16 protein-coding genes are annotated in these 18,715 nt (G+C 65.6%); 7 read left to right on the top strand and 9 right to left on the bottom strand.

Annotated elements, in window-relative coordinates; translation table 11 throughout:
- Positions 1–126: 126 nt before the first annotated feature.
- The 7 genes from AAFF27_21225 to serA all read right to left on the bottom strand — a co-directional run bounded on the left by AAFF27_21225 (position 127) and on the right by serA (position 10,194).
- On the bottom strand, positions 127–1,164 hold the full coding sequence (locus tag AAFF27_21225; protein XAH22503.1) for a TIM44-like domain-containing protein: 1,038 nt from the start codon (positions 1,162–1,164) through the stop codon (positions 127–129).
- A 52-nt stretch (positions 1,165–1,216) separates the two neighbouring features.
- Entirely contained in the window at positions 1,217–1,948 is a 732-nt protein-coding gene (gene ubiE, locus AAFF27_21230; protein ID XAH22504.1) for a bifunctional demethylmenaquinone methyltransferase/2-methoxy-6-polyprenyl-1,4-benzoquinol methylase UbiE, read from the bottom strand.
- Positions 1,949–2,136: 188 nt separating this feature from the next.
- Positions 2,137–2,553 carry a DUF971 domain-containing protein gene (locus AAFF27_21235; GenBank protein ID XAH22505.1) on the bottom strand — a complete coding sequence of 139 codons (417 nt, stop codon included), beginning with the start codon at positions 2,551–2,553 and terminating at the stop codon, positions 2,137–2,139.
- Between the two features lie 30 nt (positions 2,554–2,583).
- Positions 2,584–3,021 (bottom strand): HIT family protein, encoded by a 438-nt coding sequence (locus AAFF27_21240; GenBank protein ID XAH22506.1) that lies wholly within the window; start codon positions 3,019–3,021, stop codon positions 2,584–2,586.
- Entirely contained in the window at positions 3,018–6,884 is a 3,867-nt protein-coding gene (locus AAFF27_21245) for an FAD/FMN-binding oxidoreductase (GenBank protein XAH22507.1), read from the bottom strand. Before AAFF27_21245 ends, AAFF27_21240 begins: the two co-directional genes overlap by 4 nt.
- Positions 6,885–7,025: 141 nt before the next feature.
- Positions 7,026–8,936: a tetratricopeptide repeat protein gene (locus AAFF27_21250; GenBank protein XAH22508.1), complete on the bottom strand. Its 1,911-nt coding sequence runs from the start codon at positions 8,934–8,936 to the stop codon at positions 7,026–7,028.
- Positions 8,937–8,964: 28 nt separating this feature from the next.
- Positions 8,965–10,194 carry a phosphoglycerate dehydrogenase gene (gene serA / locus AAFF27_21255; protein ID XAH22509.1) on the bottom strand — a complete coding sequence of 410 codons (1,230 nt, stop codon included), beginning with the start codon at positions 10,192–10,194 and terminating at the stop codon, positions 8,965–8,967.
- Between the two features lie 263 nt (positions 10,195–10,457).
- Between serA and ugpB the strand changes: the two genes are divergently transcribed.
- From ugpB to ugpQ, 6 genes are all read left to right on the top strand, one after another.
- A complete protein-coding gene (gene ugpB / locus AAFF27_21260) occupies positions 10,458–11,759 on the top strand; it encodes a sn-glycerol-3-phosphate ABC transporter substrate-binding protein UgpB (protein XAH26286.1) in 1,302 nt (433 codons plus the stop codon).
- Between the two features lie 107 nt (positions 11,760–11,866).
- A complete protein-coding gene (gene ugpA / locus AAFF27_21265) occupies positions 11,867–12,748 on the top strand; it encodes a sn-glycerol-3-phosphate ABC transporter permease UgpA (GenBank protein ID XAH22510.1) in 882 nt (293 codons plus the stop codon).
- A 36-nt stretch (positions 12,749–12,784) separates the two neighbouring features.
- Positions 12,785–13,636, top strand: coding sequence for a sn-glycerol-3-phosphate ABC transporter permease UgpE (gene ugpE, locus AAFF27_21270; GenBank protein XAH22511.1), 852 nt, complete (start codon positions 12,785–12,787; stop codon positions 13,634–13,636).
- A gap of 123 nt (positions 13,637–13,759) precedes the next feature.
- Positions 13,760–14,776 (top strand): sn-glycerol-3-phosphate ABC transporter ATP-binding protein UgpC, encoded by a 1,017-nt coding sequence (gene ugpC / locus AAFF27_21275; protein ID XAH22512.1) that lies wholly within the window; start codon positions 13,760–13,762, stop codon positions 14,774–14,776.
- A complete protein-coding gene (locus AAFF27_21280) occupies positions 14,773–15,132 on the top strand; it encodes a VOC family protein (protein XAH22513.1) in 360 nt (119 codons plus the stop codon). The genes ugpC and AAFF27_21280 overlap by 4 nt, the downstream gene beginning before the upstream one ends.
- A gap of 174 nt (positions 15,133–15,306) precedes the next feature.
- Entirely contained in the window at positions 15,307–16,068 is a 762-nt protein-coding gene (gene ugpQ, locus AAFF27_21285; GenBank protein ID XAH22514.1) for a glycerophosphodiester phosphodiesterase, read from the top strand.
- Here ugpQ and AAFF27_21290 read toward each other — a convergent pair whose 3' ends face one another.
- Positions 16,069–16,344 (bottom strand): hypothetical protein, encoded by a 276-nt coding sequence (locus AAFF27_21290; GenBank protein XAH22515.1) that lies wholly within the window; start codon positions 16,342–16,344, stop codon positions 16,069–16,071. It abuts the gene before it with no gap.
- Between the two features lie 94 nt (positions 16,345–16,438).
- Between AAFF27_21290 and hemA the strand changes: the two genes are divergently transcribed.
- Positions 16,439–17,719 carry a glutamyl-tRNA reductase gene (gene hemA / locus AAFF27_21295; GenBank protein ID XAH22516.1) on the top strand — a complete coding sequence of 427 codons (1,281 nt, stop codon included), beginning with the start codon at positions 16,439–16,441 and terminating at the stop codon, positions 17,717–17,719.
- A gap of 197 nt (positions 17,720–17,916) precedes the next feature.
- Here the strand turns inward: hemA and proC are convergent, their stop codons facing one another.
- Positions 17,917–18,711 carry a pyrroline-5-carboxylate reductase gene (proC, locus tag AAFF27_21300; GenBank protein XAH22517.1) on the bottom strand — a complete coding sequence of 265 codons (795 nt, stop codon included), beginning with the start codon at positions 18,709–18,711 and terminating at the stop codon, positions 17,917–17,919.
- Between the last annotated feature and the right edge of the window lie 4 nt (positions 18,712–18,715).

The following is an 18,715-nucleotide window of genomic DNA, read 5'->3' on the forward strand; positions in this document are numbered from 1 at the left end:
ATTATGAAGCCCACCCCAGGCCTCGCGCACTGCGTGTCGCTGCGCCAACCCCCTTCGAGGGGGCGACACCGGCGGACCGGCAAAGCCGGATCCGCGGTGTCCTTGGGCTGGGCGAGCTTCGCTCGCCTACTGCAGTGCCTGGACGCCAGCGACCAGCCAGCCGGAGCTGCCGCTCTTGGGCTTGCTCATGTTCCACACTTCGCGGAACGGGCTTGGGCCGGCCGAGGGTTCTTCGCGGATCATGCCGGAGAACTCTACGCTGGCCAGGTAGCCATCGCTCACTTCTTCGATGCCCAGCAGTTGGGCTTCGAGCATCACGACATCGGTCTTGTTGGTCGCGCCGCCGATGTGCTGCTCGCGATCCGCCAACTGGGTGCGGATCTCGCTCAGCATGCTGTCGGTCATCATGGAGCGCAGCGAGCTGATGTCGGAGCGGTCCCAGGCGTCTTGCAGCGTGACGAAGTTGCGCTTGGCGGCCGTCAGGAAGCCATCGGCATCGAAACCGGCCGGCACCCCCCAGGACTGCGAACCGCTGAGTGCAGAAGCCGAAGCCGCTGCGCCACCCAAGGCCGAGCCGATCATGGAGCCAGACTCGGCACCCGCCGGGCGGGCGTCGAAGGCCGTTGCCTGGTTTTCCCAGGGGCGGGCCGAGGCGTCGTTGCCGATCTTGGCCGGGTTGTACTGGCGCGGTGCGTCAGGCACCGGTGCCGGGCCCGCAGTTGCGCCCTGGAAGGCGAAGGGCGATGCACCACCACCATTGCCCTGCCCCTGGCTGTTGCGACGCGCACGCATCACCATGCCGACCACACCCATCACCACCAGGCCCAGCAGCAGGAACATCAGCACCTGACCGAAAGCGCCGCCCAGGCCGAGCGAGTGCGCGAGCCAGGCCAGGCCCAGGCCTGCGGCCAAACCGCCCAGCATGCCAGCCCAGGGCTTGCGCGGGGCCGCGGCGGCCGCGCCTGCGCCAGCGGGGGCTGCCGGTGCAGCCTGCGACGGCGCCGCATTCTGGGTACCTGCCGGCGGTGTGCGCACGGCTTCACGCTGCGTCACGTTGCTGGACTGGCGCCCCACCGAGCTGCCGCCCCCCATGCGACGCGCTTCTGCGTCGAAACTGCCCAGCAGCAACGCGGCTACCAGCACAGCTGACCAAATTTTCACCATATTGCTCTCCTTGTTATGGGATACATGCCAATGCCGTGCGCCTGCGCGCGGCTCAGCACTTGATTCCAACATGCAAGGCGGCCACGCCGCCGGTCATGTTGTGATAGTCCACATGGCCAAAGCCGCTTTTCTGCATCAGCTGTTTGAGTTCTTGTTGACCTGGGTGCATGCGGATCGATTCGGCCAGGTAGCGGTAGCTGGCGTCATCGCCCGCCACCAGCTTGCCCAGCCGCGGCAGCACGCTGAAGGAGTACCAGTCATAGACCTTCTCCAGCGGCTTTGCCACTTTTGAGAACTCCAGCACCAGCAGCTTGCCGCCGGGCTTGAGTACGCGACACATCTCGGCCAGCGCCTGGTCCTTGTGCGTCATGTTGCGCAGGCCAAAGGCCACGCTGACCAGATCGAAATGCTGGTCGGGAAAGGGAAGCTGCTCTGCATCGCAGACCGCCGTGGGCAGCACCACGCCCGCATCCAGCAGCCGGTTGCGGCCGGTGGAGAGCATGGCGGCGTTGATGTCGGTGTGCACCACACGGCCGCTGCGGCCGACTTTTTTGGAGAAGGCCAGGGCCAGGTCGCCAGTGCCACCAGCGATGTCGAGCACCTGCTGGCCTTCGCGCACGTTGGCCACCATGACGGTGTAGGCCTTCCACGCGCGGTGCAGGCCACCGGACATCAGATCGTTCATCACGTCGTACTTGGGCGCAACCGAGTCGAAGACGCTGCGCACCTTGCGCGCTTTTTCCTGCTCTTCAACTGACTCAAATCCGAAATGCGTGGTGCTCATAGATGCGATGCTAGGAGGGAAAGGGTGAACCGTAGGCGAGAGCCCCGCCATGCCGACGGGGCATCGCGGGTAGTATTTTTAAAAGAAAAACCGCCAAAACCCAGGCTGTACGCCGGCTATTAGCTATATATTTTATAGCAACCAGATGTTGCAAGCGGGCCTGCTGCGCGCACGCGGTGTGCCGCAATTCAGCCGTGGCTGCTGCAGCCCGCACCGCCGCGCTGCGGCATGGGCGCATCGCGATCCACACCGGCGGCGGCCAGACGCGCCTCGTAGCCGGCCCAACGCTCGGCCTGCTGCGCGCCCAGCTCATAGAGGTAGGCCCAGGTGTAGATGCCGGTGCTGTGGCCGTCGCTGAAGGTGGGCTGGACCGCGTAGTTACCGACCGGCTCCAGCGCGGTAATGCCGACCTCGCGCTTGCCGGTCTGCAGCGTCTCCTGGCCCGGCCCGTGGCCCTGCACTTCGGCCGAGGGCGAGAACACGCGCAGCAGCTCGAACGGCAGCCGGAAGTGCGCGCCATCAGAGAAGACCACCTCCAGCACGCGCGACGCGCCGTGCAAAGTGATGGCTTCTGGCGTGGCGCCGCCTGCAGTCAATCCGGCCATGTGCATGCTCCCGTCAAGACAAAGGGCTGATCATGCCCCGACAGCCTGCGCTGCCGACAGGCGCGCCGCGATGGCGGCATCGACCGCAGGCAGGCGCCGTGCCAACGCGGCCTCGTGCGCCGTGTCGCGTGGCCGCACCGGCGGCGCCCAGACGGAGCCAGGGAAATGGCTGTCGTCCTCAAAGCGCGCAATGATGTGCCAGTGCAGATGCGGCACCAGGTTGCCCAGCGCCGCCAGATTGACCTTGGCCGGCCGCAGCTCGCGGCGCAGCACCTGCTCAACTGCGGCCACCGCTTCCATGCAGAGGAAGCGGTCTTCCACCGACAGGTCAGAGAACTCGGCCACGTGCTCCTGCCAGACCAGCCGGTAAAAGGCCGGGAAGCCGAACTCATCGGCCCGGATCACACGGAACTTGGGACCGCTCCAGACCAGCGTGCCGCCGTGGCCTTCGCACAGCGGGCAACTCATACCAGCACCCGCTCAATGCCGCCCTGGTTGGCGGCTGCCACGTACTGCGGCATCCATTCTTCGCCCAGGATCTGGCGCGCCATCTCGACCACGATGTAATCGGCTTCTAGCAAGCCGTTGTTCAGGTCGTTGCCGTAGCGGGTCAGGCCTTGCAGGCAGCTTGGGCAACTGGTGAGGATCTTGACGTTGGACTCGGCCGGCAGATCAGCCTTGATGCGCAAGGCGGCTTCGTCCTTCTTCAGCTCCTCTTCCTTGCGGAAGCGGATCTGGGTCGAGATGTCGGGCCGGGTCACACCCAGCGTGCCGGATTCGCCGCAGCAGCGCTCGCTCTTGAGCACGTTGTCGCCCACCAGGGCCTTCACGGTCTTCATCGGGTCCTGCAGCTTCATGGGCGTGTGGCAGGGATCGTGGTACAGGTAGGCGTCCTTGCCGGCCAGGGTGATGCCCTTTTCCAGCAAATATTCGTGGATGTCGATGATGCGGCAGCCCGGGAATATCTTGTCGAACTCATAGCCCTGCAACTGGTCGTAGCAGGTGCCGCAGCTCACCACCACGGTCTTGATGTCCAGGTAGTTGAGCGTGTTGGCTACGCGGTGGAACAGCACTCGGTTGTCGGTGATGATCTTGTCGGCCGCATCGAACTGGCCGCTGCCCTTTTGCGGGTAGCCGCAGCACAGGTAGCCCGGCGGCAGCACGGTCTGCACGCCCGCATGCCAGAGCATGGCCTGCGTGGCCAGCCCAACCTGGCTGAACAGGCGCTCGGAGCCGCAGCCGGGGAAATAGAACACCGCCTCGGTCTCGGCCGTGGTGGCCTGCGGGTTGCGGATGATGGGGACGTAGTCGCGGTCCTCGATATCCAGCAGCGCACGCGCCGTCTTCTTGGGCAGGCCGCCCGGCATCTTCTTGTTGATGAAGTGGATCACCTGCTCTTTCAGCGGAGCCTTGCCCACCGTGGCCGGTGGGTGCGCGGTCTGCTTGCGAGCCAGGCTGCCCAGCAGCTTGTTGGCGGCGCGCTGGGCCTTGAAGCCCACGCCCACCATGGCGCCGCGCATGAACTTGATGGTCTCGGGGTTGGTCGCGTTCAGGAAGAACATGGCCGCGGCATTGCCGGGGCGGAAAGTCTTCTGGCCCATCTTGCGCAGCAGGTTGCGCATGTTCATGGACACGTCGCCGAAGTCGATCTTCACCGGGCAGGGCGACAGGCACTTGTGGCAGACCGTGCAGTGGTCGGCCACGTCCTCGAACTCCTGCCAGTGCTTGATGCTGACGCCGCGCCGGGTCTGTTCCTCATACAGGAAGGCCTCGACCAGCAGCGAGGTCGCCAGGATCTTGTTGCGCGGGCTGTAGAGCAGGTTGGCGCGCGGCACGTGCGTGGCGCACACCGGCTTGCACTTGCCGCAGCGCAGGCAGTCCTTGACCGAGTCGGCGATGGCGCCGATGTCGCTCTGCTGCATGATCAGCGACTCGTGGCCCATGAGCCCGAAGCTGGGCGTGTAGGCATGGCTCAGGTCGGCATGGCGTGCACCTACGGCACTGTTGCGCAGCAGCTTGCCCTTGTTGAAGCGGCCTTCCGGGTCGACCCGGGCCTTGTAGTCAGTGAAGGGCTGCAGCTCTTCGTCGGTGAGGAATTCGAGCTTGGTGATGCCAATGCCGTGCTCGCCCGAGATCACGCCATCCAGGCTGCGCGCCAGCACCATGATGCGGGCCACCGCCTCGTGCGCGGTCTGCAGCATGTCGTAGTCGTCGCTGTTGACCGGCAGGTTGGTGTGCACATTGCCGTCGCCGGCGTGCATGTGCAGCGCCACCCAGACGCGGCCCTTGAGCACGCGCTGGTGGATGGCATTGACCTCGTCCAGCAACGGCAAAAATTCACCCCCGCCAAAGATCTTCTGCAGCGGCTGGCGGATCTGTACCTTCCAGCTCGCGCGCAGGCTGTGGTCCTGCAACTGCGGGAACAGCGCCTCCACGTCCTGCAGCCAGCCGGCCCATTGCGCCCGCACTTCCTGCAGCAGCGCCACGGCCTGGGCCACGCGGTCTTCCAGCAGCTCGGCCGAGGGAATGTCGTTGGCGTCGTCGCTCTTGCCCAACGGCAGCTTGCCGCGCGCGAAGAAGTCTTCCAGCGCGTCGCAGAGCTTCAACTTGTTGCGCAGGCTCAGCTCGATGTTGATGCGCTCGATACCGTCGGTGTACTCGGCCATGCGCGGCAGCGGGATCACCACGTCTTCATTGATCTTGAAGGCGTTGGTGTGCTTGCTGATGGCGGCCGTGCGCTTGCGGTCCAGCCAGAACTTCTTGCGCGCCTCGGGGCTGATGGCGATGAAGCCTTCGCCGCTGCGCGAGTTGGCGATGCGCACCACCTCGGAGGTGGCGCGCGCCACGTCGTCGGCGTTGTCGCCACTGATGTCGCCAAACAGCACCATCTTCGGCAAGCCACCGTGCTTCTTCGACTTGGTGGCGTAGCCAACCGCCTTCAGGTAGCGGTCGTCCAGATGCTCCAGGCCGGCCAGCAGCACGCCCGAGCGCTTCTGCTCGGCGAACATGAAGTCCTTGATCTCGACGATGCTGGGCACTGCGTCCTTGGCATTGCCAAAGAACTCCAGGCACACCGTGCGGGTGTGCTGCGGCATGCGGTGCACGATCCAGCGGCCACTGGTGATCAGGCCATCGCAGCCTTCCTTCTGGATGCCGGGCAGGCCCGACAGGAACTTGTCGGTCACGTCCTTGCCCAGGCCTTCCTTGCGGAAAGTCTTGCCGGGGATGTCCAGGCGCTCGGTGCGGATCGGCGTCTTGCCGTCGGCCTCGAAGTAGCGCAGCTCGAAGCTGGCCATTTCGGCGTCATGGATCTTGCCCAGGTTGTGGCCGATGCGGGTGACTTCCAGCCACTGCGCATCAGGCGTGACCATGCGCCAGGACGCCAGGTTGTCCAGCGCCGTGCCCCACAGCACAGCCTTCTTGCCGCCGGCGTTCATGGCGATGTTGCCGCCCACGCAAGAGGCTTCGGCCGAGGTCGGGTCGACCGCAAACACAAAGCCCGCGCGCTCGGCCGCGTCGGCCACGCGCTGGGTGACCACGCCGGCCTCGGTCCAGATGGTGGGTACGGGCTGGTCCAGGCCGGGCAGCGAGACCATCTCGACCTCGGTCATGGCCTCCAGCTTTTCGGTGTTGATGACCGCGCTCTTCCAGGTCAGCGGGATCGCGCCGCCGGTATAGCCGGTGCCGCCGCCGCGCGGGATGATGGTCAGGCCCAGCTCGATGCAGCCCTTGACCATGCCGGCCATTTCAGCCTCGGTGTCGGGACAGAGCACGACAAAGGGATATTCCACGCGCCAGTCGGTGGCGTCGGTGACGTGGGCCACGCGCGACAGCCCGTCGAACTTGATGTTGTCCTTGGCCGTGAGCCGGCCCAGGCTGCGCTGCGCCTGACGGCGCAGATCGGCCACGGCTGCAAATTCCGCATCAAAGCTGCGGATGGCGCCCTCGACCAAGCCCAGCAGCTCCACCACCACAGCATCGCGCTGCGCGTCGGCGCCCGGCGTGCGGCGCTTGCCGACCTCGGCCAGACGGTGCCGCAACGCATCCACCAACTGGCGCCGGCGCTTGGGGTTGTCCAGCAGGTCGTCCTGCAGGTAGGGATTGCGCTGCACCACCCAGATGTCGCCCAGCACCTCATACAGCATGCGGGCGGATCGCCCGGTCTGCCGCTCGCCGCGCAACTGCAGCAGCACCTCCCAGGCGCGCTCGCCCAGCAGGCGAATCACGATCTCGCGGTCGGAAAACGAGGTGTAGTTGTAGGGGATCTCGCGCAGTCGCGCAGGCCCTTCGGCCTGTGACAACAGCGCCGCCAGGGCAGTGGGAGCATTCATCGGGGGATTACCTGGGGTGGGCGCAGCATGCGCCCATGGGCCTCGGGAGCGGGATTTTAACGGTTCGGCCGGGTAGACGCAGGCGGAACCATCTGGTAGACGCCCGTGCCCCGGCAGACGCCGAAAACCGCCCCCTTTGCGTCAGTGGCGTGAGCGTGGCGCCTCGGCGGTCTCAGCCGTGGCCGAGGCACGCCATATCTCCTCGAACGCCTGCTGGACGTCGAGCGCAAAGCGCGCTCCGTCAAACAGCGGCGATGCGCAGACCCTTTCCCGCATGCCGGCGCGCAGGGCAATAAGTGCAGGCAGATCCAGCGCCAAAGCAACGGCTCGCTCCTCGTACTGAGCCAGATCGTCCACCACCCACTGGGACAGTCCCGCCGCCGCCATGAGGCCCGCCCCCTGGCGGGACACCATGCTGTGCCCACGCAAAGTCAGGGTCGGGACGCCCATCCAGAGGGCCTCGCATGTGGTGGTTCCACCTGGGAATGGAAAGGTGTCCAGCACCAGGTCAACGTGGCGATAGGCTTCGAGATAGCCAATCCGGTCCTGGCCTGCGCTCAAATTCAGTTGCGCTGGCGGCAAGCCCAGCGCTGACCACCGCTCCCGCATGGCGGCACAAGCGCCGGCATCGGCAAAGGTCGCATGCTGCCAGCGCAAACGCGCGGTTGGCACCCTCGCCATGATGCGAGCCCAGGTCTGCAGTACGAGATCGCTCACTTTGGACAAGGGCTGAAAGCACCCATAGGTCACATGGCCGGCGGTCTCGGCCGGCGAAGGCGCTGCCTCGACCGCCGTCAACGGTGGGGAGAAGCAGAGCCGGGTATGCGGCAGCCGGTGCACGCGCTCCGTGAAATGCCACTCATCCTCGGCCGGCACGCTGACGGGGTCTGCCAGTACCACGTCCATCTCCGGCAGCCCAGTCGTGGCGAAATATCCTAGCCACGCGACCTGTACCGGAGCCGGCTTATAGGCAAAAACCGGAAGCCTTCCATGGCCGCTGTGCCCCGTGAGATCGACCAGAATATGTATGCCGTCCTCATGGATCCGGCGCGCAGCCAGGACATCGTCACCTGCGGGCAGGAGTTGCCACGATGCCATGGAAGACCGCAACTCGCGCGTGTAGTCATCCTCGAAAGGCATGGTTGCGTAGCCATGACACTCCACGCGCGCCGGGTCGAGGTGCCTCAGCCACGCGAGCAGGAAGAAAGTGACCGGATGATTCCTGAAGTCGCCTGAGACAAATCCCACGCGCAGCGGCCCCCGCAAGGGCACGCCGGCCGAGACAGCCCAGTGTCGATAGCGCGAAGCGGCTGCCGTGGCCGACACCATCTGGCCGTAGCTGCGAGCCAGTGCTAAAGCCTCTGCGCGCGCCAATGGGCCGTACTCCAGCACGAACAGCAGATTGCCGAGATACAGCGGATTTTCCGGCGCACAGCGAACGGCTTCGTGCGCCGCCGCCACGGCGGCGTCCCAATTCCCCAGGCGCAACTCGGCATAGCTAAGCGAGGATGCCGCCTCGGCGCTATCCGCCTGCAGTGCCAGGGAATGGCGCAGCAACTCCCGGCCCTGCAGCAACCGGTGTTGCAGCAACTGGGCATGGCCGAGACGACGAAGCAGGTCTGGATTCTGCGGCTCCACGCGTGCAAGCTGCTGCAGGTGGAGTTCGGCTTCGCGCCCTCTTTCGAGGTCAAGCAGCATCAGGCCGTAGTTGTAGTGCGCATTCAGGTGGTGTGCATCCAGGCGCAAGGCGGCTTGGTAACTCTCCTCCGCCTCGGCCCATTGCCCCAACGCGTACTGGATGTTGCCAAGGTTGCTGAACAACTCAGCCTTCGGCGGCATCACCGCCACCGCCTGCAGTTGGGCGCGCAGCGCATCCTGCAGCCGCTTGGCCGCTTTGTGTGCCGCAGCCGACAGCATCCAGCCCAGGCCGTGTTGCGGATAGCGACCTGTGAATGCCTCAGCCAAAGGGAGCATCTGCTCCAGTTGCCCGGCCCGGAACAGCGCCACCATCGCCTCGACTTCGCTGGCAGAAGGGGGCGCCGCGGCGCTCACAAACAGCCTCCGGGCCAAGCACCAGGCATCAGAACAGCACCCGGCTGCGGATGGTGCCCGGCACCTGCAGCAGCTTCTCCAGCGCCAGGTCGGACGAGGCCGCGTCGATGTCGGTCACGACATAGCCGACCTTGTCATTGGTCTGCAGGTACTGCGAGGCGATGTTGATGTTGTTGTCGGAGAAGATCTTGTTGATCTCCGACAGCACGCCCGGCACGTTGCGGTGGATGTGCAGCAGGCGGTGCTTGCCGCCATGGGCCGGCAGCGCCACTTCGGGGAAGTTGACGGACGAGGTCGAGGTACCGTTGTCGCTGTACTTGACCAGCTTCTCGGCCACTTCCAGGCCGATGTTGGCCTGCGCCTCCATGGTCGAGCCGCCGATGTGCGGCGTGAGGATGACGTTGTCCAGCCCGCGCAGGGGCGAGTTGAACTCTTCCTTGTTGCTGCCTGGCTCGACCGGGAACACGTCGATGGCCGCGCCCAGCAGCTTCTTCTCACGCAGTGCCTCGGCCAGGGCCTCGATCCGCACCACGGTGCCGCGCGAGGCATTGATCAGGATGCCGCCTGGCTTGATGGCGGCGATTTCTTCCTCGCCGATCATCCATTGCGTGGCTTGCGTCTCGGGCACGTGCAGGGTGACGATATCGCTCTGCGCCATCAGCTCTTTGAGCGAGTGGATCTGGCGCGCATTGCCCAGCGGCAGCTTGGTCACCACGTCGAAGAAGGCGACCTTCATGCCCAGCGCCTCAGCCAGCACCGACAGCTGGGTGCCGATCGAGCCATAGCCGACGATGCCCAGCGTCTTGCCACGGATCTCATAAGAGTTGATGGCCGACTTGAGCCAGCCGCCACGGTGCGCCAGCGCGTTCTTTTCGGGGATACCGCGCAGCAGCAGGATGGCCTCGGCCAGCACCAGTTCGGCCACTGAACGGGTATTGGAATACGGCGCGTTGAACACCGCCACGCCGCGCTCGCGCGCCGCGTTCAGGTCGACCTGGTTGGTGCCGATGCAGAAGCAGCCCACGGCCACCAGCTTGGGCGCATGGGCAAAGATGTCGGCGGTGAGCTGGGTCTGCGAGCGGATGCCGATGAAGTGCACATCGGCCAGCTTGGCCTTCAGTTCTTCACCCTGCAAAGCCTTGGGCAGGGTTTCTATCTGTGTGTAGCCTGCCTGGCGCAGCACCTCGCTGGCGGATGCGTGCACGCCCTCGAGCAACAGGAACTTGATCTTGCTTTTGTCCAGGGAGGTCTTGGTCATGGTGAGTGAGCAGCAACCCGTTGATGGGTCACGTAAGGGTCACGGAAAACAGGGCGCAGATGCTAGCATGGTGCGTCGCAGCAAAGGCGCTGCGCGGGAATGCCCATCACGGCATAACGGTCCCCCAAAAATGGCACGGAAAGGGTTTCCCCGCTTTCTGTTTCGCCGACACTTTCACACAATGACACGCACGTGTCACAGGTGCAGTCAACGATGCCGCACCTGTCTGTCTTAATTCTTGAGGAGCTCCCTTTATGAAGTTCATGCGCTTCGCCTCGGTTGCGGCGCTGGCCACGGCCATGGCCGCCCCAGCCCTTGCCCAGACCGAGATCCAATGGTGGCACTCCATGACCGCCGTCAACGGCGAGTGGGTCAATGACCTGGCCAAGCAGTTCAACGAGAGCCAGAAGGAATACAAGATCGTCCCGACCTTCAAAGGCACGTATGACGAATCGATGACGGCCTCCATCGCCGCCTTCCGCGCCGGCAACGCGCCGCACATCCTGCAGGTGTTCGAAGTGGGCACCGCCACCATGATGGCCAGCAAGGGCGCCATCATTCCCGTGGGCCAGGTCATGAAGGACGCGGGCGAGAAGTTCGACCCCAGCGCCTACATCCCCGCCGTGGCCGGCTACTACACCGCCCCCAACGGCCAGATGCTGAGCTTCCCCTTCAACAGCTCGACCACCATCTTCTATTTCAACAAGGACGCCTTCAAGGCGGCCGGCCTGCCCACCGACAAGGCACCCTCGACCTGGCCTGAAGTGGTGGCCGCGGCCGCCAAGCTCAAGGCGAGCGGCCACAAGTGCCCGTTCACCACCGCCTGGCAGAACTGGACCCAGCTCGAGAGCTTCTCGGCCTGGCACAACGTGGAGTTCGCCAGCAAGGCCAACGGCCTGCAGGGCCTGGACGCACGCCTGAAGGTCGACTCGCCGCTGCACCAGCGCCACATCGAGAACCTGGCCAGCATGGCCAAGCAGGGCCTGTTCATCTACAAGGGCCGCGGCAACGTGCCCGAGGCCTCGTTCGTGTCGGGCGAGTGCGCCATGATCAACACCTCGTCCGGCTTCTATGGCAACGTGGCCAAGAACGCCAAGTTCGCCTACGGCCTGGCGCCCCTGCCCTACTACCCGGACGTGCCCGGCGCACCGCAGAACACCGTGATCGGCGGCGCCAGCCTGTGGGTCATGTCGGGCAAGAAGGCCGCCGAGTACAAGGGCGTGGCCAAGTTCTTCAGTTTCATCTCGACGCCTGAAGTGCAGTCTGCCAGCCACAAGCGCACGGGCTACCTGCCTGTGACCACGGCCTCGTACAAGCTCACCGAAGACTCGGGCTTCTACAAGCAGAACCCCGGCACCGACGTGGCCGTGACGCAGATGATCCGCAAGGTCACCGACAAGAGCCGCGGCATCCGCCTGGGCAATTACGTGCAGATCCGCGCCATCGAGGACGAAGAGCTCGAACAGGTCTGGAACGGCAAGAAGACGGCCAAGGAAGCCCTGGACGCCATCGTGGCCCGTGGCAACGAACAACTGGAACGCTTCCAGAAGGCAAACAAGAACTGACGATTGAAGCTCGGGCCTGCGTGTCCGGCTAATATCGCCCGCCCACGCTCACTCTTGTAGAAGAGTGAGCCCGGCGGGATTTTTATGTAGAGGGGTTCGAGGGGTTCATGGAAAAACGCGTCTTCTTTCGCTCGGGCTGGCTGCCCTGGCTGCTGCTGACACCGCAGATGGCGGTGATCCTGGTGTTTTTCTTCTGGCCGGCGGGGCAGGCCATCCTGCAGTCGCTGCAGCAGCAAGACGCGTTCGGTACGTCGGTCGAGTTTGTCGGGCTCGACAATTTCAGGCACTTGATCAGCGACTCAAGCTATGCCGCGTCGTTCAAGACGACGGCCGTGTTCTCGGTGCTGGTGGCCGGCATCGGCATCAGCCTGTCGCTCGTGCTGGCCGTGTTTGCCGACCGCATCACGCGCGGCGGCACCTTCTACAAGACCATGCTGATCGTGCCCTACGCCGTGGCGCCCGCCGTGGCGGCCGTGCTGTGGGTCTTCATGTTCTCGCCCTCGTTGGGCGTGGTGGCCTATGCACTGGGCAAGATCGGCATCAACTGGAACCACCTGCTCGACTCCGGCCACGCCATGACGCTGATCGTCATGGCCTCGGTCTGGAAGCAGATTTCCTACAACTTCCTGTTCTTCCTGGCGGGCCTGCAGTCCATCCCCAAGTCGCTGATCGAGGCCGCCGCCATCGACGGCGCGCGCCCGTGGCGCCGCTTCTGGACGGTGCAGTTCCCGCTGCTGTCGCCCACCACTTTCTTCCTGTTGGTGATCAACGTGGTCTACGCCTTCTTCGACACCTTCGCGATCGTCGATGCGGCCACCCAGGGCGGCCCGGGCCAGGACACCACCATCCTGGTCTACAAGGTCTACCACGACGGCTTCAAGAGCCTGGACCTCGGCGGCTCAGCCGCGCAGTCGGTCGTGCTGATGGTGATCGTGGTGGCACTGACCGTCATCCAGTTCCGCTACGTCGAGAAGAAGGTCCAGTACTGATGAAACAGCAGAAAAACAAACTCGACGGGGTGCAACATGGTTGAAAGACGCGGCACCCAGGGCATCCTGGCCCATGTGGTGATGATCCTGGGCGTATTCATCGTCGCCTTCCCCCTGTACCTGGCCTTCGTGGCCTCCACGCACACCGCGCAGGAGATCGTGCAGGCGCCCATGCCGCTGCTCCCGGGCACGAACATGTGGGACAGCTACAAGGGCGCGCTCTTCGGGCGCGAAACCAGCGCGGGCTCCAACGCCCCGGTGGCGCACATGATGTGGGTGAGCTTCGTGACGGCGATGGTGATCGCCATCGGCAAGATCTCGATCTCGCTGCTGTCGGCTTTTGCCATCGTGTACTTCCGCTTTCCGTTCAAGAAGATCTGCTTCTGGGCCATCTTCGTGACGCTGATGCTGCCGGTGGAGGTGCGCATCCTGCCCACCTACAAGGTGCTATCAGACCTGAACATGCTGAACTCGTACGCGGGCCTCACGGTGCCGCTGATCGCGTCGGCCACAGCCACCTTTTTGTTCCGTCAGTTCTTCATGACCGTGCCGGACGAGCTCACCGAGGCCTCGCGCATGGACGGCGCAAGCCCCATGCGCTTCTTCTTCGACGTGCTGCTGCCGCTGTCGAAGACCTCGATTGCGGCGCTGTTCGTGATCCAGTTCATCTACGGCTGGAACCAGTACCTCTGGCCGCTGCTGGCCACCACCAGCGAGGACATGTACCCGGTTGTGGTCGGCATCAAACGCATGATCGCCGGCGGCGACGGGCAGAACGAATGGAACGTCGTCATGGCCACCGCCATTCTCGCGATGCTGCCACCCGCGCTGGTGGTGATCCTGATGCAAAAGTGGTTCGTCAAGGGCCTCGTGGACACTGAAAAATAGGCTCGCCCCCAGGCTGCGCGCACTTCGTGTCGCTACGCCCTCCCCCTACCGGGGGCAACACCAGCGGCCCGGCAAAGCCGGTTCCGCGGTGTTCCTGAAAAATATCGGAGAACTCGAATAAACATGGCTGCACTTTCCTTACGCAACGTCATCAAGCGCTACGGCCACGGGCCCAAAGCCAACCAGGTCATCCACGGCGTGAACGCCGAGATCGCCGACCATGAGTTCATCGTGATCGTGGGCCCCTCGGGCTGCGGCAAGTCGACGCTGCTGCGCATGGTGGCAGGCCTGGAAGAAATCTCCTCCGGCGAGATCGCCATCGGCAACAAGGTGGTGAACCAGCTCGAACCCTCCGAGCGCGACATCGCCATGGTGTTCCAGAACTACGCGCTGTACCCGCACATGACGGTCTTCGACAACATGGCCTATGGCCTGAAGATCGCCAAGGTGCCGGTGCCCGAGATCAAGGTGCGCGTCGACAAGGCCGCCAAGATCCTGGAGCTGGGCCACCTGCTCGAGCGCAAGCCGCGCGAGCTGTCGGGCGGCCAGCGCCAGCGCGTGGCCATGGGCCGTGCCATCGTGCGCCAGCCGCAGGTGTTCTTGTTCGACGAGCCACTGTCCAACCTCGACGCCAAGCTGCGCGCCCAGACCCGCCTGGAGATCCAGAAGCTGCACCGCGAACTGGGCATTACCTCGCTCTTCGTCACCCACGACCAGGTCGAGGCCATGACCCTGGCCCAGCGCATGATCGTGATGAACGGCGGCGTGATGGAGCAGTTCGGCACGCCCGAAGAGGTCTACCACCAGCCCGCCTCGGCCTTCGTTGCGAGCTTCATCGGCTCGCCGCCAATGAACCTGCTCAAGCACGCGCCTGGCAGCCGCCCCGACGCCACCCTGGGCGTGCGCCCAGAGCACCTGGACATCGTCGAAGCCGGCACGCCCGGTGCCTGGGCGGTGCACGTGGACTCGGTCGAGCTGCTGGGAGCCGAGCGCCTGGTCTACGGCCACCTGGGCGAAGACGCCCTGATCGTGCGCGTCGAAGAAGGCCTGCACGCCCCCACGCCCAACAGCACCCTGCACGTACTGCCGCGCAGCGAGCGCCTGCATTGGTTCGACGCGACCACGGGCAAGCGGATGTGAGCGCCGCCGCGCCCGCCGCGCTCCTGCACGCCACCATCCCCGTCCTGGCCTCGCTGGACCTGAATGAGAGCGCGGCCTTCTATGCTGATCGGCTGGGTTTCGCCGCCCGCCTGCGCACCGAGGACTACCTCATCCTGGCGCGCGAGGGCTGCGAGCTGCACTTCTGGCGCTGCAGCGAGCGCCACATCGCAGAGAACACCTCGTGCTACGTACGCGGCGACACGCGCGCGCTGCATGCCGACTTCGCCGCACGCGGGCTGAACGTAGAGCCCCCGCGCGAGCAGCCCTGGGGCATGCGCGAGCTGTACGTGATCGACCCACACGGCAACCTGCTCAAGTTCGGAGAAGAGATATAAAACACCCCCTGAGTCGCCTTCGGCGCCGTCCCCCTGCAGGGGGACGACACCAGTGGCCTGGCAAAGCCAGTTCCACGGCGTCTGCGGGCGCGGCCTGCTCCGCGGCCATCGGACGAGTCAGCTTGCGCCGGCTCCATACCCTGCAGGCATCGCTTCCATTGATCGCTCACTGACATGACCGCCACCGCCCCCACCGCTTCCCTTTCCGGCTGGCCCTACCCGCGCTGGATCGCCCACCGTGGCGCCGGCAAGCTCGCGCCCGAGAACACGCTGGCCGCGTTCCGGGCCGGGGCGCAGCACGGCTACCGCATGTTCGAATGCGACGTGAAGCTCAGCGCCGACGGCGTGCCCTTTCTGTTGCACGACGCCACGCTGCAGCGCACCACCGACGGCCACGGCACGGCCGGCGAGCAGCCCTGGTCCGTGCTGGCGCAGCGCGACGCCGGTAGTTGGCACTCGCGTGCCCATGCGGGCGAGCCGCTGCCCAGCTTCGAGAACATCGCCCGCTACTGCCTGCGCAACGGCTTTCATCTCAACATAGAGATCAAGCCCACGCCCGGCGTCGAGCGCCTGACCGGCGAGGTGGTGGCGCAGCACGCCGCGCGCCTGTGGCAGGGCACGGCCGTGCCGCCACTGCTCACCTCCTTCCAGCCCGAATCACTGGCCGGCGCCCGGCACAGCGCCCCGGCGCTGCCGCGCGGCCTGCTGCTCGATACCCTGCGTGACGGCTGGCTGGACGAAGCCCAGGCACTGGGCTGCGTGGCCGTGGTCTGCAACCACGCGCTGTGGGACCTTGCCACCGTCACCGCGGCCAAGGCCGCCGGGCTGCGCACGCTGTCCTATACCGTCAATGACGCCTGGGCGGCGGAGCGGCTGATGGCGCTGGGGACGGATGGGGTCATTACGGATCGGGTCGATCTGTTCACGCCCGCTTAGTCAACGGCGCCAACCCCGGCGCAGCACCCATTCGCTGCTGGCCAGCGCCAGCACCAGCGCGGCCCAGGTCAGCATGCTGCCGTCCTGCCCGCTCAGCACCAGCCCGGCCACCAGTACCACGATGCCGACGGCCACATGCACCGCCAGCCGGCCCGGCCACGCCATGCGGCTGGGGCCCGGCGCCACGAAGCGGCCCAGCAGCAGCATGCCCAGCGCCATCCAGAGCGCGGGGGCGACGAAGTTCAGCAGATGGTCGAGGGTTTGGGGCAAAGACATGGGGGCATTCACGACGCGTGGCCATAACCGTTCGCATTCAGCGCGATAGCGAAGGGTAATCCCCCGGTACGGCCACAAATTTTATAATCCGCGGATGGCAGTCTGGGCTTTAGGCATCAATCACAACACTGCGCCGCTCGATCTGCGCGGCCGGTTTGCCTTTGCGCTCGACCAGATCGCGCCCACGCTGCAAGGCCTGCGCGGCTCGTTTCCCAGCCGGCACCCGGCCATTGAAGCGGCCATCATCTCCACCTGCAACCGCACCGAAATCTACTGCGCGGGCGAGCACCAGGCGCTGGACCACACCCTTGGCTGGCTGGCCCAGACCGGTGGTGTAACGCCTGCGCTGCTGCAGTCGCATGCCTACGCGCTGGAAGACGGCACGGCCGCGCGCCATGCCTTCCGCGTGGCCAGCGGCCTGGATTCCATGGTGCTGGGCGAGCCGCAGATCCTGGGCCAGATGAAGGACGCCATACGTGCCGCCGAAGGCGCCGGCGCGCTGGGCAGCACGCTCAACCAGTTGTTCCAGCGCTCGTTCTCGGTCGCCAAGGAAGTGCGCAGCTCTACCGAGATCGGAGCGCATTCCATCAGCATGGCCGCCGCCGCGGTGCGCCTGGCCGGCCAGCTGTTCGAAGACCTGGCCAAGATCCGCGTGCTGTTTGTGGGTGCGGGCGAAATGATCGAACTGGCCGCCACCCATTTCGCGGCCAAAAACCCCAAATCCATCGCCATTGCCAACCGCACGGTGGAACGCGGCGAGGCGCTCGCCGCCCGTTTTGGCGGCGAGGTGATGCGCCTGGGCGACCTGCCCGAGCGCCTGCATGAATTCGACGCAGTGGTGAGCTGCACCGCCAGCACCCTGCCCATCATTGGCCTGGGCGCGGTCGAGCGTGCGCTCAAGCGCCGCAAGCACCGCCCCATGTTCATGGTGGACCTGGCCGTGCCGCGCGATATCGAGCCCGAGGTCAAGGCCCTGGAAGACGTCTACCTCTACACCGTGGACGACCTGGCCAGCGTGGTGCAGACCGCGCAGGCCAACCGCCAGGCCGCCGTGGCGCAGGCCGAGGCCATCATCGACGCCGGCGTGCAGAGCTTCATGCACTGGATGGACCAGCGCGACCCGGTCAAGGGCAGCGTGCCCTTGATCCGCCAGCTGCATGCCCAGGCCGACACCTGGCGCAGCGCCGAGATCGCCCGCGCACGCAAGCTGCTGGCGCGCGGCGAAGACGTGGACGCCGTGCTGGAGGCGCTGTCGCGCGGCCTCACGCAGAAGATGCTGCACGGCGCCATTGCCGAGCTGCATGCGGGTGATGCCGAGCAGCGCGAGCAGACGGCGGATTCGATCAGCCGCTTCTTCCTGCGCGGCAAGCCCTGATCTTGGCCAAAAGTGCCTCTAGCCCAAGCGCAGTCTGGGCTTATAGCTATCAATTAGATAGCTATTGAATCTGCCTGCCAATCACTTCTGGTACTGCGCGAGGTTCTTCTCGTTCTTGCCCTGGATGTACCCAGATCGCTGGGATCCATGACCGGCGCGCTTGCGTACCTGCAGGCCGCCGGATGAGGGGGAAGCCATCAGACGGCGGAGAGTTCTGCAGCGCGCTGGCGGGCGGCCTGCGTGGCACGCGTCACCAGTTCGCGCAACACGCCGCCTTGCTCAAACACGGCAATGGCGACGGCGGTGGTGCCCTTGGGCGAGGTCACGGCATGGCGCAGCGCGGCAAAGTCCGCGCCGGGCTGATGCTGCAGTGCGGCGGCGCCCCAGGCGGTGTCTGCCGCCAGTTGGCGCGCCAGCGCCTGCGGCAGGCCCAGCGCAGTGCCGGCCTCGGCCAGCGCCTCGCTGAACAAGTGGTAATAGGCCGGACCGCTGCCGCTGATGGCAGTCACCATGTCCAACTGCACTTCTGCGTCCAGCCAGTGCACGCTGCCCACGGTGGCGAACAATGCATCCAGGCGCTTGCGCAAGGCGGCATCCACGGCCGGCCCGGCAAACAGCCCGGTGCAGCCTGCGCGCAGCAGCGCCGGCGTATTGGGCATGGCGCGCACCACCGGCACACCGGCCGGCAACGCGGCCGACAGCGTGGCAAGGGTGACGCCCGCGGCAACACTCACCAGCGCGGCCGAACCCCAGCACGCCGCCGGCAGCGCGCGCAGCGCCTGCTGCGCCAGCGCGGGCTTGACGGCCAGCACCACCAGATCGAAGCCAGCCGCGACCTGCTCCGCAGGCAGCGCGTCAATGCTCGGGTAGCGGCCTGGCTCCGCTGCAGCGGCCGGGTCTACGGCCAACAACTCGGCCACGCGACCGCTCTCGCGCCAGGCATTGCCCAGGGCGCTTCCCATGTGGCCGTAGCCAAGGAACAGGACTCTCATGGTT

Origin of the sequence: Xylophilus sp. GW821-FHT01B05 (assembly GCA_038961845.1) — a bacterium.
Lineage (GTDB): Bacteria > Pseudomonadota > Gammaproteobacteria > Burkholderiales > Burkholderiaceae_C > Xylophilus.

Coding starts and splice junctions, on each gene's coding strand:
- AAFF27_21225 (XAH22503.1), bottom strand. CDS start 1,164: ATGGTGAAAATTTGGTCAGCTGTGCTGGTAGCCGCGTTGCTGCTGGGC.
- ubiE (XAH22504.1), bottom strand. CDS start 1,948: ATGAGCACCACGCATTTCGGATTTGAGTCAGTTGAAGAGCAGGAAAAA.
- AAFF27_21235 (XAH22505.1), bottom strand. CDS start 2,553: ATGGCCGGATTGACTGCAGGCGGCGCCACGCCAGAAGCCATCACTTTG.
- AAFF27_21240 (XAH22506.1), bottom strand. CDS start 3,021: ATGAGTTGCCCGCTGTGCGAAGGCCACGGCGGCACGCTGGTCTGGAGC.
- AAFF27_21245 (XAH22507.1), bottom strand. CDS start 6,884: ATGAATGCTCCCACTGCCCTGGCGGCGCTGTTGTCACAGGCCGAAGGG.
- serA (XAH22509.1), bottom strand. CDS start 10,194: ATGACCAAGACCTCCCTGGACAAAAGCAAGATCAAGTTCCTGTTGCTC.
- ugpB (XAH26286.1), top strand. CDS start 10,458: ATGCGCTTCGCCTCGGTTGCGGCGCTGGCCACGGCCATGGCCGCCCCA.
- ugpA (XAH22510.1), top strand. CDS start 11,867: ATGGAAAAACGCGTCTTCTTTCGCTCGGGCTGGCTGCCCTGGCTGCTG.
- ugpE (XAH22511.1), top strand. CDS start 12,785: ATGGTTGAAAGACGCGGCACCCAGGGCATCCTGGCCCATGTGGTGATG.
- ugpC (XAH22512.1), top strand. CDS start 13,760: ATGGCTGCACTTTCCTTACGCAACGTCATCAAGCGCTACGGCCACGGG.
- ugpQ (XAH22514.1), top strand. CDS start 15,307: ATGACCGCCACCGCCCCCACCGCTTCCCTTTCCGGCTGGCCCTACCCG.
- AAFF27_21290 (XAH22515.1), bottom strand. CDS start 16,344: ATGTCTTTGCCCCAAACCCTCGACCATCTGCTGAACTTCGTCGCCCCC.
- hemA (XAH22516.1), top strand. CDS start 16,439: ATGGCAGTCTGGGCTTTAGGCATCAATCACAACACTGCGCCGCTCGAT.
- proC (XAH22517.1), bottom strand. CDS start 18,711: ATGAGAGTCCTGTTCCTTGGCTACGGCCACATGGGAAGCGCCCTGGGC.